This window comes from Pseudonocardia sp. CA-107938, from assembly GCF_050936315.1.
GTDB lineage: Bacteria > Actinomycetota > Actinomycetes > Mycobacteriales > Pseudonocardiaceae > Pseudonocardia.
This window is the reverse complement of record NZ_JBNJNA010000001.1, coordinates 1,575,772-1,588,405: the sequence shown is the minus strand read 5'-3', so window position 1 is coordinate 1,588,405 and position 12,634 is coordinate 1,575,772. Positions and strand designations below refer to the sequence as shown.

General features: G+C 72.9%; 10 protein-coding genes. 5 read left to right on the top strand and 5 right to left on the bottom strand.

Annotated features, from left to right (window positions below; translation table 11 throughout):
- Window positions 1-12 precede the first annotated feature (12 nt).
- The 3 genes from ACQEVB_RS07945 to ACQEVB_RS07935 are packed head-to-tail and all read left to right on the top strand — an operon-like array spanning window position 13 to window position 2,144.
- Complete coding sequence (locus ACQEVB_RS07945; protein ID WP_432966956.1) at window positions 13-549, top strand: dTDP-4-dehydrorhamnose 3,5-epimerase family protein; 537 nt, start codon at window positions 13-15, stop codon at window positions 547-549.
- On the top strand, window positions 546-1,385 hold the full coding sequence (rfbD, locus tag ACQEVB_RS07940; RefSeq protein ID WP_432966954.1) for a dTDP-4-dehydrorhamnose reductase: 840 nt from the start codon (window positions 546-548) through the stop codon (window positions 1,383-1,385). The genes ACQEVB_RS07945 and rfbD overlap by 4 nt, the downstream gene beginning before the upstream one ends.
- A 60-nt stretch (window positions 1,386-1,445) precedes the next feature.
- A complete protein-coding gene (locus ACQEVB_RS07935; RefSeq protein WP_432966953.1) occupies window positions 1,446-2,144 on the top strand; it encodes a Pr6Pr family membrane protein in 699 nt (232 codons plus the stop codon).
- Here ACQEVB_RS07935 and rfbB read toward each other — a convergent pair.
- From rfbB to ACQEVB_RS07920, 3 genes are read right to left on the bottom strand one after another with little or no spacing between them, the layout of a single operon-like run.
- Window positions 2,131-3,093 (bottom strand): dTDP-glucose 4,6-dehydratase, encoded by a 963-nt coding sequence (rfbB, locus tag ACQEVB_RS07930; protein ID WP_432966951.1) that lies wholly within the window; start codon window positions 3,091-3,093, stop codon window positions 2,131-2,133. The two genes, ACQEVB_RS07935 and rfbB, sit on opposite strands and share 14 nt — an antisense overlap.
- Before the next feature lies 1 nt (window position 3,094).
- On the bottom strand, window positions 3,095-3,985 hold the full coding sequence (gene rfbA / locus ACQEVB_RS07925; protein WP_432966949.1) for a glucose-1-phosphate thymidylyltransferase RfbA: 891 nt from the start codon (window positions 3,983-3,985) through the stop codon (window positions 3,095-3,097).
- A complete protein-coding gene (locus tag ACQEVB_RS07920; RefSeq protein WP_432966947.1) occupies window positions 3,982-5,472 on the bottom strand; it encodes a hypothetical protein in 1,491 nt (496 codons plus the stop codon). The genes rfbA and ACQEVB_RS07920 overlap by 4 nt, the downstream gene beginning before the upstream one ends.
- A 123-nt stretch (window positions 5,473-5,595) precedes the next feature.
- Here ACQEVB_RS07920 and ACQEVB_RS07915 point away from each other — a divergent pair, with 123 nt between their 5' ends.
- On the top strand, window positions 5,596-7,506 hold the full coding sequence (locus ACQEVB_RS07915; protein ID WP_432966945.1) for a glycosyltransferase: 1,911 nt from the start codon (window positions 5,596-5,598) through the stop codon (window positions 7,504-7,506).
- A 2-nt stretch (window positions 7,507-7,508) separates the two neighbouring features.
- Here the strand turns inward: ACQEVB_RS07915 and ACQEVB_RS07910 are convergent, their stop codons facing one another.
- A complete protein-coding gene (locus tag ACQEVB_RS07910; RefSeq protein ID WP_432966943.1) occupies window positions 7,509-8,771 on the bottom strand; it encodes an MFS transporter in 1,263 nt (420 codons plus the stop codon).
- A 97-nt stretch (window positions 8,772-8,868) separates the two neighbouring features.
- Between ACQEVB_RS07910 and ACQEVB_RS07905 the strand changes: the two genes are divergently transcribed.
- Complete coding sequence (locus ACQEVB_RS07905; RefSeq protein ID WP_432966941.1) at window positions 8,869-11,625, top strand: family 78 glycoside hydrolase catalytic domain; 2,757 nt, start codon at window positions 8,869-8,871, stop codon at window positions 11,623-11,625.
- On the opposite strand, the gene ACQEVB_RS07900 is transcribed toward ACQEVB_RS07905, so the two are convergent.
- The gene (locus ACQEVB_RS07900) at window positions 11,595-12,602 is read right to left on the bottom strand and encodes a LacI family DNA-binding transcriptional regulator (RefSeq protein ID WP_432966940.1); all 1,008 of its coding nucleotides are present in this window, start codon (window positions 12,600-12,602) and stop codon (window positions 11,595-11,597) included. The genes ACQEVB_RS07905 and ACQEVB_RS07900 overlap by 31 nt on opposite strands.
- Window positions 12,603-12,634: the final 32 nt, after the last annotated feature.

Genomic DNA, 12,634 nt, shown 5'->3' with positions numbered 1-12,634 from the left:
AGGTTTTCCGACATGGGTGACAGCTTCCACGTCGCGGAGACGCCGATCGCCGGGCTGCTGGAGATCGAGCTGACCGTCCACGGCGACGACCGCGGCTGGTTCACCGAGACCTTCCAGCGGGCCAAGCTGGACGACGTGGGCTTCCCCGCCTTCGAGGTCGTGCAGCAGAACGTGTCGTTCAACCGCGAGGTGGGCGTCACCCGCGGCATCCACGCGGAGCCGTGGGACAAGTACGTGACGGTGGTGCACGGGCGGGCGTTCAGCGCGATCGTCGACCTGCGCGAGGGTCCGGGGTTCGGCACGGTCGTGACGCGCGAGCTGGGTCCGGGCACCGCGCTGTTCGTCCCGCGCGGGTGCGGGAACGCGTACCAGACGCTCACCCCGGACGTGGTCTACAGCTACTCGGTGAACGGCTACTGGTCCCCGGACGCGCAGTACACCCTGATCCAGGCCTTCGACCCGGATCTGGGGATCGACTGGCCGATCGGGGCGGACGCGGCGATCCGCTCGGCGAAGGACATCGCACACCCGCGGCTGGCCGACCTGTGACGACGCTGCTGCTCGGCGCGACCGGGCAGGTGGGGCGGGCGCTCGCGGCGCGGCTCCCCGACGCCGTCACCCCGGGGCGGGCCGAGCTCGACCTCGCCGACGTCGACGCGGCCCGCATCGACTGGGCGGCGTTCGACACGATCGTCAACGCCGCCGCCTGGACCGCCGTCGACGCCGCCGAGACCGCGGACGGCCGGGCCGGCGCCTGGCGGGCCAACGCGGCCGGCCCGGCCGCGCTCGCCCGCGTCGCGGCCCGGCACGGCGCCCTGCTGGTGCACCTGTCCACCGAGTACGTGTTCGACGGTGCCGCGACCGCGCCGTACCGCGAGGACGCACCGGTCGCGCCCCTGTCGGCGTACGGCGCGTCGAAGGCGGCCGGCGACCTGGCGGTGGCGACGCACGACCGGCACCTGATCGTGCGCCCCACCTGGGTGATCGGCGACGGGCACAACTTCGTGCGCACGATGGCCGGGCTCGCCGCGCGCGGCATCGCGCCCGCGGTCGTGGCCGACCAGATCGGCCGCCCCACGTTCGCCGACGACGTCGCCGCCGCGATCGTGCACCTCCTGGCGGCCGGCGCCACCGGCACCTTCCACGTCACCGGCGGCGGCGAGCCCGCGTCGTGGGCGGACGTGGCCCGCGCGGTCTACGCGCACCTGCGCCCCGACCTGACCGTCACGGACACGACGACGGCCGCGTACTTCGCCGACAAGCCGGGCGCGGCGCGCCGGCCGCTCAACAGCGTCCTCGACCTCACGAAGGCGGAAGCGGCGGGCGTCCGCTGCCCGGACTGGCGCGAGCAGCTCGCCCGCTACCTGACCGCACACGCCGCCTGACCCGCTCGGACGTGTGCATCTGGTGCGTCGACACGGGGTGTGCCCGCACAATCACCGTCCATGAGGGAGCTGCGGCGGCCGACGATCCGCACCGTGCAGGCGGTCATCGCCGTCGTCATCGTGTTCAGCCTGGTCGTCCAGCTGGTGCTGCTCTTCACCGGCGGTGCCGACGCGAACTCCGGGGAAGCGGGCGCCGTGGCCTCGATCGGCACCCGGCTGGCGCGCCTGTTCAGCTACTTCACGATCCAGAGCAACATCGTCGTGTGCGTGGTGGCGATCCTGCTGGTGCTGCGCCCCGACCGGGACGGCCGCTGGTGGCACGCGGCCAGGCTGACGTCCCTGGTGGCCATCGTCATCACGGGCCTCGTCTTCGCGGTCGTGCTGGCTCCCCTGGTGCACCTGACCGGCTGGGCCCTGGTGGCGACGATCGGCTTCCACTACGTCTCCCCGTGGCTGACGCTGCTCGCCTGGGTCGCACTGGGCCCACGCCGGAGGTTCACCCTGCGCACCGCGGTGGCGGCGTTCGTCTGGCCGATCCTCTGGCTGGTCTACACCTTCGTCCGCGGCGCGGTCGTGCACTGGTACCCGTACCCGTTCCTCGACGTCGACCGCATCGGGTTCGACCGCGCGCTGACCAACTCGCTGGGCGTCCTCGGCCTGGGCGTGGTCGTGGCCGCCCTGCTGTGCCTGGTCGACCGCCGGACGCCGGCGCTGCTGGCTCCCGCAGAGGACAGGAGCGCGCGGGTCAGCGGGACTTGAGCGGCTCCCACCACGCGCGGTTCTCGGCGTACCAGCGGACCGTCGCGGCCAGGCCGTCGTCGAACGAGGTGCGTGGGGCGTAGCCCAGCTCGTCGGCGATCTTCGTCCAGTCGACGCTGTAGCGGCGGTCGTGGCCCAGTCGGTCCGGCACTCGCTCGATCATGTCCTCGCCGGCACCCACCGCCGCGAGCAGGCGGTGGGTCAGGTCGACGTTGGTCAGCTCGGTGCCGCCACCGATGTTGTAGATCTCGCCGTCACGGCCCTTCTGCGCGACGAGCGCGATGCCGTGGCAGTGGTCGTCGACGTGCAGCCAGTCGCGCACGTTGAGCCCGTCGCCGTAGAGCGGCACCTTCCTGCCGTCGAGAAGGTTGGTGACGAACAGCGGGATGACCTTCTCCGGGAACTGGTGCGGCCCGTAGTTGTTGGAGCAGCGCGTGATGCACACGGGCAGCCCGAACGTGCGGTGGTACGAGCGCGCCAACAGGTCCGAGCCGGCCTTCGACGCCGAGTACGGCGAGTTCGGCTCCAGCGGGTGGGTCTCGGGCCACGACCCCGACTCGATCGAGCCGTACACCTCGTCGGTGGAGACGTGCACGAACCGGCCCACCCGGGCCTCCAGCGCCGCCTGCAGCAGCACCTGCGTGCCCACCACGTTGGTCGAGACGAAGTCGGCGGCGCCGCTGATCGAGCGGTCCACGTGCGACTCGGCTGCGAAGTGCACCACCACGTCGGCGCCGGCCATCGTCGCGGCCACCACCGCGGGGTCCCGGATGTCGCCGTGCACGAACTCGAACCCCGAGTCGGGCAGGTTCGTCATCGTGCCGGCGTAGGTGAGCAGGTCCAGCACCACCACCTCGGCCCCGACGAACCCCGCGTACCCGCCCGCGAGCAGGGTGCGCACGAAGTGCGACCCGATGAACCCGGCCCCACCGGTGACCAGAACCCGCACGTCAGCCCCCTGCGAAGCTCGCTGCCACGTCCATCAGGTACGTCCCGTACCCGGACGACGCCTGCCGCTCGCCCAGCGCGTGGGCGGCCGCGGCGTCGATGAAGCCCATCCGCATCGCGATCTCCTCGAGGCAGGCGATGCGGATGCCCTGCCGGTTCTCCAGCACCCGCACGTACTCCCCGGCCTCCAGGAGGGACTCGTGCGTGCCCGTGTCGAGCCAGGCGAACCCGCGGCCCAGCCGCACCAGCGTGGCCGCGCCGCGTTCCAGGTACGCGCGGTTGACGTCGGTGATCTCCAGCTCGCCGCGCGCCGACGGGCGCAACCCGCGCGCGATCTCGACGACCTCGTTGTCGTACATGTAGAGCCCGGTGACGGCCTGGTCCGAGCGCGGCACCTGCGGCTTCTCCTCGATGGAGACGAGCCGCCCGTCGGCGTCGGTCTCGGCGACGCCGTAGCGCTGCGGGTCGCGCACCGCGTACCCGAACAGGACGCAGCCGACCTCGCCCGCCGCGACCTGGGCGCGGGCGTCGCGCAGCATCCCGGTGAAGCCGGGCCCGTGGAAGATGTTGTCGCCCAGCACCAGCGCGGCGGGTGCGTCGCCGACGTGGTCGGCACCGATCACGAAGGCCTCGGCCAGCCCGTTCGGCGCGGCCTGCTCGGCGTAGGTGATCTCCAGGCCGAGCTCGGCGCCGTCATCGAGGAGGCGGCGGAACGCGGGCAGGTCGTGCGGCGTGGAGATGACGAGGATCTCCCGGATGCCGGCCAGCATCAGCACCGACAGCGGGTAGTAGACCATCGGCTTGTCGTAGACGGGTAGGAGCTGCTTCGACACCGCACGGGTGATCGGGTGCAGCCGCGAACCCGAGCCGCCCGCGAGGACGATGCCCTTCACCGCGCCACGGGTTCGAGCACGATCCGCCCGGGGCCGTCGGCCCAGTGGTCGGCCGGCCACTGCAGCGGCCCGGCCGGGGCCTGGTGGGGCTGGTAGACCAGCCGGGCGCTGACCGGGCGGGGCGCCTCGGTCCAGTCGAGGTTGCGGTGGTCGAGCCGCAGCAGGAACGCGCCGATGCGCCCGCTCTTCGCCTCGCGGTCGTTGATCGCGCCGATCACCCGGCCGCGGTCGGAGAACTGGTCGACGACCGCGCACTGGCAGTAGTAGGCGATGGTGCCGATCTCGCCGGGGCTCTCGATGGTCGCGCCCGGCGCCGCGACGGCCAGCTCCGTGCCGAGCTGCTGGTACTGCGTGGCCGACGCCCAGTTCGTCTGGATGATGGCGCGCTGCCACGGCAGCCCGTTGCCCAGGTCGACGGCGATCGCGGCGATCGCGAGCCCGGCCGCGAGCCCGCCGGCGGCGAGCGCGAACCCGTCACGGAGCCGGGCGGCGGCCAGCGAGACGACCAGCGTGCCGCCGATGATCATGGGCGCGTAGTACCAGTGGTACGGCGCGGTGTGCAGCACGCTGTACGCCGCGTAGTGGGCGACCGCGCCCAGCCCGATCGCGGCGGCCACCTGCTGCCACGGCGCCCACCGCCGCGCCAGCCGCGCCACGAGCAGCCCGACCAGCACCAACAGCCCCACGACGACGGGCAGGAACGACACGAACGCCGCCGTCGGCATCGCGTTCAGGTACAGGAACGGGCCGTTGCTGAACCCGAAGCCGGCCCACGTCGCCGACCCGGACTTGATCACCAGCGTGTCGGGGACCGCCGAGCCGAGGACGAACCAGCTGAACACGCACCAGGGCAGCACGACGGCGAGCGCGGTCGCGATGGCGAGGTGCAACCGCCGGCGCACCGCCGGCAGCACCAGCGACACCACCGCGACGACGACGCCCAGGTCCGGCCGGGCGAGCACGGTCAACCCGGCGACCACACCGAACACCGCCGGCCGCCCGGCCGCGCCGTAGCGCAGCAGCCCGACCAGCAGAGCGGCACACATGTACGGCTCCAGCCCGACGGTCGAGAGCACCAGCGGGTTGACCAACAACAACCCGACGCCCATCACCGGCAGCCACCGGGAGAGCCCGAGCTCGACGGCGAGCGTCTGCAGCCAGCGCGTCGCCAGCACGATGGAGGCGACGAACAGCACGCCGACCGCGATCACGCCGTCGCGCACGATCGCCGTGGCCGCGCCGAGCAGCAGCACGTTCAGCGGCGACGTCGCGCTGTTGGCCACCTCGTCGGGAATCAGCCCCCAGTGCAGGTGCAGTCCGACGTTCCGCGCGTAGCTCATCGTGATGTACGCGTCGTCGATGAGCGCGTCGTGGACGAGCAGGAACACCGCGGTCGCCGCCACCGCTGCGGCCACCGGGAGGCCGAGACCCGCCACGGAGGGCCGGGTCACGGAGCGTGCCGAGCCGTCCGCGGTGGTCACCGTCATGGTGGTTGAGGGTAGCGACGCCGATGCCGCAGTTGACCACCCGGCCTGCGGGCCACGCACCGGTCACCAGCACAATGGGCCCCGTCCAGGGCCCACCCCCCAGCCGTGAGGACATCTCCAGCGATGCTGCGCACACCCGACGACACGGACACCCTCGCCGACCGGGCGGCCGATCCGCGGCACCAGCGCGGGCCTGCGCGCCTGCTCGCCCAGCGCGGTCTGTTCTTCGGCCCGTCGGCACTGGTCCCGGAGGACCTCTACAGCACCGTCGAGCGCGGTGCCGCGCGGCGCACCCGCCACTCCGTCGAGCTCGGGCCGGCCACGCTGGTGGCCACCAACACCTACTTCGGCCGCTTCCACGCCACGTACTGGCAGCGCTGGACCGACATCACCGAGGTCGAGGTCAGCGCCCGCGTCACCGGCACCGGACGGCTGCGGCTGCGCGCGTCGGACACCAACCGGATCTCGCGCATCGTCGCCGCCCAGGACGTCGAGGACGTCACCGATCTCGAGGTGCGGCTGGTCGGGCCCGTCGACCGGTTCGTCGACGGCGGCGGGATGTGGCTGGAGATCGCCACCGAGACCGGCACGCTGACCGTCACCGGGGTGCGGTGGAGCGTCGCCGCGCCGCGCACGCCCACGCCCACCACGGTCGGCATCTGCACCTTCAACCGCGTCGACGACTGCCTCAACACCATGCAGGCGCTCGCCGACGACCCGGAGGCGCTCAGCACCGTCCACACCGTGCAGGTCGTCGACCAGGGCACCGATCCGCTGGAGTCGCGCGTCCGCTTCGCGTCCGTCGCCGCGGCGCTCGGCGAGCAGCTGCGCTACGTGCGCCAGCCCAACCTCGGCGGCGCGGCCGGCTTCACCCGCAGCATCTTCGACTCCACCCGCGGGCCCGCCGAGCAGCACCACGACATCCTCCTCATGGACGACGACGTGCTGCTGGAGCCGGAGATCCTGGTCCGGCTCACCGCGTTCGCCACCTGCACCACCCATCCGACGATCGTCGGCGGGCAGATGCTGAACCTGCTCCACCCCGAGCAGCTGCACATCGCCGCCGAGTACGCCGACATCGAGCTCCTGCTGGTCGGGCTGCCGGTGCCGGGCACGCTGCGCGAGGCAAACCTGCTGGCCAAGGACGCGGAGGGCCTGCCGACGGTGCAGGAGCGCCGCGTCGACACCGAGTACAACGGCTGGTGGTCCTGCCTCATCCCGGCCTCGATCGTGCGGGACATCGGCTACCCGCTCCCCCTGTTCTTCCAGTGGGACGACGTCGAGTTCGGCTACCGGGCCCGCGCCCACGGCTACCCGACCGTCGCCCTGCCCGGCGCCGGCGTCTGGCACGCCGACTTCGGGTGGAAGGACTGGGACGAGTGGCACCGGTACTTCAACTTCCGCAACGGCCTGATCACCGCCGCGCTGCACACCCCGTTCACGGTGAAGCGCACGGTGGGCCGGCTCGGGATGCTGCTGGGCCAGTACCTCGTCGCGATGCACTACGGCCTGGCGGCCACGCTGATCCAGTCCGTCGAGGACTTCCTGGACGGCCCCGAGATCCTGGACGACGGCTCGGCCGCCGCCGCCGCGGAGATCCGCCGGATCCGCGCCGAGTACCCCGAGACCAAGATGCACCCGATGTCGGAGCTGGGCGAGTTCACGAACGACTTCCGCGACGCCGAGGTCGTCCGTGACCGCGGCACCCCCGGCCGGCAGCGGCTGACCTGGGCGAAGCGCGTCGTGTGGCAGCTGACCGACCGCGGCCGCACCACCGGCTTCGTCCCGGCCGGGGACGCGCACTGGTGGCACGTCTCGCTGTTCAAGCGCGCGATCGTCACCGACATGTCGGAGCAGGGCTTCCGCGTGCGCGAACGCGACCACGCGAAGGCGCGCGACCTCGCCGCGCGCGGCGCCCGGGCACTGCGTCGGCTGCACAGCGAGGGCCCTGCGGTGGCGCAGCGCTACCGCGAGGCGTCGGGGAAGCTGATGTCACGGGCCAACTGGGCCCGCCTCTACGGCCTCGACGACTGAGGTCATCCCGTCTTCGGCGCGGCCCGTTCCAGATCGGCCGCGCTGCGCAGCCGCGGCACCCACCACAGACCGACGGCGCCCGACACCACGGCGCAGCCGACGAGCACGGCGAACAGGGCGGTCGGACTGCCGGTGGCGATCACGGGCGTGCCGAACGCCGCGAGCCCGGCCACGATCCGGGCGAACGCGAGCGTGACCCCCTGCGCGGTGCTGCGCAGCAGGGTCGGGAACAGCTCCTGCGTCCAGACCTTGTAGATCGACTCGCCGCAGAACGCGGCACCGATCCCGAAGCAGAACATCATGACGGCGAACGACGTGGCCGAGAACCCGAGCACCAGCGGCACGACGAACGCCAGCACGTTGAGGATCGTGCCGCCCACGAAGAAGATCCGCCGCGACGGGCGGTCGACCACGCGCATGAACACCAGCGCGGCGACGATGCCGACCGGGAAGACCGCCAGGTTGAGCGCTGACGCGGCCTGCACGTCGACCCCCGCCACCTGGACCAGCAGGAAGGTGCCGAACTGCCCGAAGGTGTTGGCGCCGAGGTTCCAGATCGCGTAGTACAGCCCGGTCGCCAGCACCGCCGCCACCAGCGGAGCCCGGAACAGCTGCCCGAGTTGGGAGAAGCGGATCTCGTCGCCCGCGCCGGCCGCAGCGTCGCTCTTGCCGGCCCATTCCGCCGACTCGCGCAGCCCCGCGCGGGCGACGATCACGACGACGCAGACCAGCAGCAGCTGCCCGTACAGGATCCGACCGCCGAGCTCGCCGAGCGGGGCGACGGCGATGCTGAGCAGGATCGGCGCGAGGATGCCGAGCAGCCACAGCATCCCGGAGAAGACGATCATCTTCCCCTTCTCGCCCGCAGGCGCCTGCTCGGCGATGAGCGCGAGCGAGACGGGCAGGTCCGCCCCGATCGCCAGGCCGACGAGCACGACTCCTGCGAACAGCACGGCGACGCCCCCCGCGGTGACGAGCAGGGCCGTGCCGACCGCGAACACCAGGAGCGTGACGGTGTAGACGCGGCGGCGGCCGTACCGGTCACCCAGCCGTCCGCCGGTCACCGCGCCGACGGCGAAGCAGAGCGTGAGCAGACCGGAGAGCACACCGAGGGTCCCCGCACCGATGGCGAGCGTCGGCGCGTAGAGCACCAGCGCGATCCCGGTGGTGACGATGGCCCCCGCGTCGAGGTAGGACGCCATCCCCGCCACGATCGCCGTCCGCCATGGGCGACGCGCCCCCTGCGCCTGCACCGTCCTCGACATCAGCCCTCCCCGTCGAAAGCTGCGATTGAAACGTTTCGGATCCGGAACTTACACGTGTATGTTCGACCTGACCAGCACGATCTCGAAGGGGAGACCGATGTCCGACGCGCCCGTCCACACCCTGACCGAGCTGTCCGTCGAGCACATGGACTCTCCGCTCGGGGTCGCCACGGCCCGGCCGCGCTTCGGCTGGCGCACCGAGTCGGCCGCCCGGGACCTGCTGCAGTCCGCCTACGAGCTCGTCGTCACGACGGGGGGCCGGCCGGTCTGGGAGTCGGGCCGCGTGCCGGCGCCGGACGGGGTGGGGATCGAGTACGGCGGACTCGACCTGGCGTCCCGCACCCGCTACGACTGGCGGGTACGCACCTGGCTGCGCGGACGGGAGGAGCCGAGCGCGTGGGCGGAGGCGACGTTCGAGACCTCGCTGCTGCGCACCGCGGACTGGCAGGCCCGGTGGGTGGTGCCGGACCAGGAGCCGACGCTGCACGAGCAGTACTCCCTCACCGGCGCGCTGTCCGGCGCCGAGGGCCCCACCACGCCACCGGCCGAACGGCTGCGGCCGCCGCTGCACCTGCGCCAGCGCTTCACCGTCGCCGGCGGCGTGCGACGCGCACGCCTCTACGCGACGGCCCGCGGGGTGTACGAGGCTGAGCTGAACGGGCGGGTGGTGGGTGACGAGGTGCTCGCGCCGGGCCACGACAGCTACCCGCACCGCCTGTCGTTCCAGACCTACGAGGTCTCCGAGCTGCTCACCGAGGGCGCCAACGTGCTCGGCCTGACGGTGGCCGACGGCTGGTGGGCGGGCCGCATCGGGCTGACGGGCTCGAGCGCCAACTACGGCGACCGGCTGGGCGCGATCTGGCAGCTGGAGATCGAGCACGAGGACGGCTCGGTGACCACCGTGGTCTCGGGTGACGACGTGCGCGCGGCGGTCGGCCCGCGACGCTACGCCGACCTGTTCATCGGCGAGCACCACGACGCGACCCGCGAGCTGCCCGGCTGGTCCACCCCCGCCTTCGACGACAGCGGGTGGCGGCCGGTCACGGTGGAGGACGGGGGCCTCGACGTGCTGACCCCGTTCGCCGGCGAGCCGGTGCGCCGCACCCGGGAGTTCCGGCCCGAGCGGGTGCTCACGACCCCGGCCGGTGACACCGTCGTCGACCTCGGGCAGGTGATCGCCGGCCGGCTGCGGATCGCCGTGTCGGCGCCCCGCGGCACCGTGGTCACGCTCGAGCACTCGGAGGTGCTCACCGCCGATGGCGACTACTTCTCCAACATCCTGGGCCCCAACAAGGACCAGACCGACCACTACGTGGCAGCCGGCCGGCCGGGCGAGGTGTTCGAGCCGACGTTCACCTTCCACGGCTTCCGGTACGTCCGGGTGACCGGACTGCCGCAGGTGCGCGTCGAGGACGTCACCGCCGTGGTCATCGGGTCGGACCTGCGCGAGACCAGCCGGTTCGCCACGTCCGACCCGCGGATCGACCGGCTGCACCAGAACGTGCTGTGGAGCCAGCGGGCCAACTTCCTCTCGATCCCCACGGACTGCCCGCAGCGCGAGCGCGCCGGCTGGACCGGCGACCTGCAGGTCTTCGCACCGGCCGCCGCCACGAACATGGACGTGCGGCAGTTCGTGGAGCGCTGGCTGGACAACGTGCGCGCCGACCAGCTCGACGACGGGCAGGTGCCGATCATCGTCCCGGTCATCCCCTCGATCGCGCAAGACGACGGCGCCGGCATCGGCACCACCTCCGCCGGCTGGAGCGACGCGGTGGTGATCGTGCCGTGGGTGCTCTACGAGCGCTACGGCGACGTGCGGCCGCTGCGGGCGAACTACGGGGCGATGACGCGCTGGGTGGAGCACCAGATGCGCGAGGCAGAGGCCGGCCTGCCCCCGCGCCTGGCCGATCGGGAGCTGGCGCCCGAGCAGGAGGCGCGGCAGCGGTTGCTGTGGAACACGGGGTTCCACTTCGGCGACTGGCTGGCCCCGAGCACGCTGCTCGAGTCACCGATGCCCGACTCGGTGATGATCGCCCCGCAGCGCACCGGCGAGCTGGTCGCGGCGATGTTCCACGCGCACTCGCTCCGGCTGGTCGCCGAGGTCGCCGCGATCCTCGGACACACCGATGACGCGGCCCGCTACCGGGACCGGTTCGCGCGCGTGCGGGCCGCCTTCGCCGCGGAGTACGTCGCCCCCGACGGGCGGCTGCCCGTGGAGATGCAGGGGCTCTACGTCGTGGCGCTGGCGTTCGGGCTGGTGCCCGACGACCGGCGCGCGGCCGCGTTGAAGCACCTCGTCGCCCTCGTCCACGCGAACGACGACCACCTCGACACCGGGTTCGTCTCGGTGCCCTACCTGCTCGACGTGCTGTGGGAGGGCGGCGAGCGCGACCTGGCCCGCCGGCTCCTCCGGCAGGACACCGCGCCGTCGTGGCTGTACGCGGTCGACCGCGGCGCCACGACGATCTGGGAGGCGTGGACGGCGATCGCGCCGGACGGCACGGTCTCCCCCATGTCCATGAACCACTACGCCTTCGGCTGCGTCGACGACTGGATGTTCCGCCGCATCGCCGGGCTGCAGCCGGTCGAGCCGGGGTACCGCCGCTCCCGCATCGAGCCCGACCTCGACGCCGACGTCGACGTGGTGAGCGCCGCGCACGACACACCGCACGGGCGCCTGTCGATCGACTGGCGCCGCTCGGGCGACACCGTCTCCGTCGAGGTCACGGTGCCGCACGGGACGGTCGCCGAGCTCGCGCTCGGCGGCGCGGTGGAGCACGTCGGGTCGGGCAGCCACCGGCGCACCGTGGTGCACAGGCGCGCTCAGGTGGAGTCGCGTTCCACGACGGTGTAATGGAGTGCGTCGGCCGCCCACCCGGTCCGCACCTCGTCGTCGTCGAGCTGCAGGAACGCCTCGGCGGCCGCGACTCCGACCTGCGCCGCGTCGCCGACCACGGTCGTCAGGCTCGGCGTCACGAGCGAGGCGACCGGCAGGTCGTCGCAGCCGATCACGGCGAGGTCCTCGCGCACCCGCCAGCCGAGGTCGGCCATGGCGCCGAGGACGCCGATCCCGATCTGGTCCTCGTAGGCGCACACGGCGGTGCGGCCCGGCACCCGGGAGAGCTCGCGCAGCCGACGCGCGATCACCGCGCGGTCCAGCGGCAGCGCGACGACCTCGGGCTGGTCGAGACCGAGGGTGGCGCACTCCATCCGCACGCCGAGCAGCCGCGCCTGGGCGATCGGCAGGCGCTGCGACCGCTCGGGCAGGGCGTACACCAGCCGGTCGTAGCCGCGGCTCGCCAGGTGGTCGACCTGGAGCTGGCCGACCGGCAGCTCCCACGGACGATCCGGTAGGCCCTGCAGCCCCTCCGACACCTCGGCGGCGGCCAGGATCCGGCGGACCCCGGCGGCCTGCAGGCTGCGGCGGATCGCGGGGGTGAGGAACGTCAGGGACACCACCGCGACCGCGGAGATCTCCCGCGCGATGTCCACGATCGTCTCCGGCCGCCCGTGCGAGTGGCGCACCACCACGTAGCCCTCCCGGCGGAGCCGTTCGGTCGTGCCCTCGACGATGAGGTCGCTGATGTGCCCCGAGAACAGCGGGTCGAGCGCGAGCAGGACCAGCCGCGACCGTCCCCGGCGCAGCGCGCTCGCCGCCGCGCTCGGCACGTAGCCGAGCGTGGCGGCCGCCTCGTGGACGCGCCGGCGCGTCGCTGCGCTGATCGTCTGCCGCGGGTCGTCGTTGAGCACGTAGCTCACGGTCGCGCGCGAGACCCCGCTCAACCGCGCCACGTCGGCGCTTGTGGGACGGCGGGCGGGCGGTTCGTGCACTCCCCCATCCTGCCCGCCGGCCGCGACCGCGG

Bases quoted from the DNA above. Each gene is read 5' to 3' on its own strand.
- ACQEVB_RS07945 (WP_432966956.1), top strand. From the start codon at position 13: ATGGGTGACAGCTTCCACGTCGCGGAGACGCCGATCGCCGGGCTGCTG.
- ACQEVB_RS07935 (WP_432966953.1), top strand. From the start codon at position 1,446: ATGAGGGAGCTGCGGCGGCCGACGATCCGCACCGTGCAGGCGGTCATC.
- ACQEVB_RS07920 (WP_432966947.1), bottom strand. From the start codon at position 5,472: ATGACGGTGACCACCGCGGACGGCTCGGCACGCTCCGTGACCCGGCCC.
- ACQEVB_RS07915 (WP_432966945.1), top strand. From the start codon at position 5,596: ATGCTGCGCACACCCGACGACACGGACACCCTCGCCGACCGGGCGGCC.
- ACQEVB_RS07910 (WP_432966943.1), bottom strand. From the start codon at position 8,771: ATGTCGAGGACGGTGCAGGCGCAGGGGGCGCGTCGCCCATGGCGGACG.
- ACQEVB_RS07905 (WP_432966941.1), top strand. From the start codon at position 8,869: ATGTCCGACGCGCCCGTCCACACCCTGACCGAGCTGTCCGTCGAGCAC.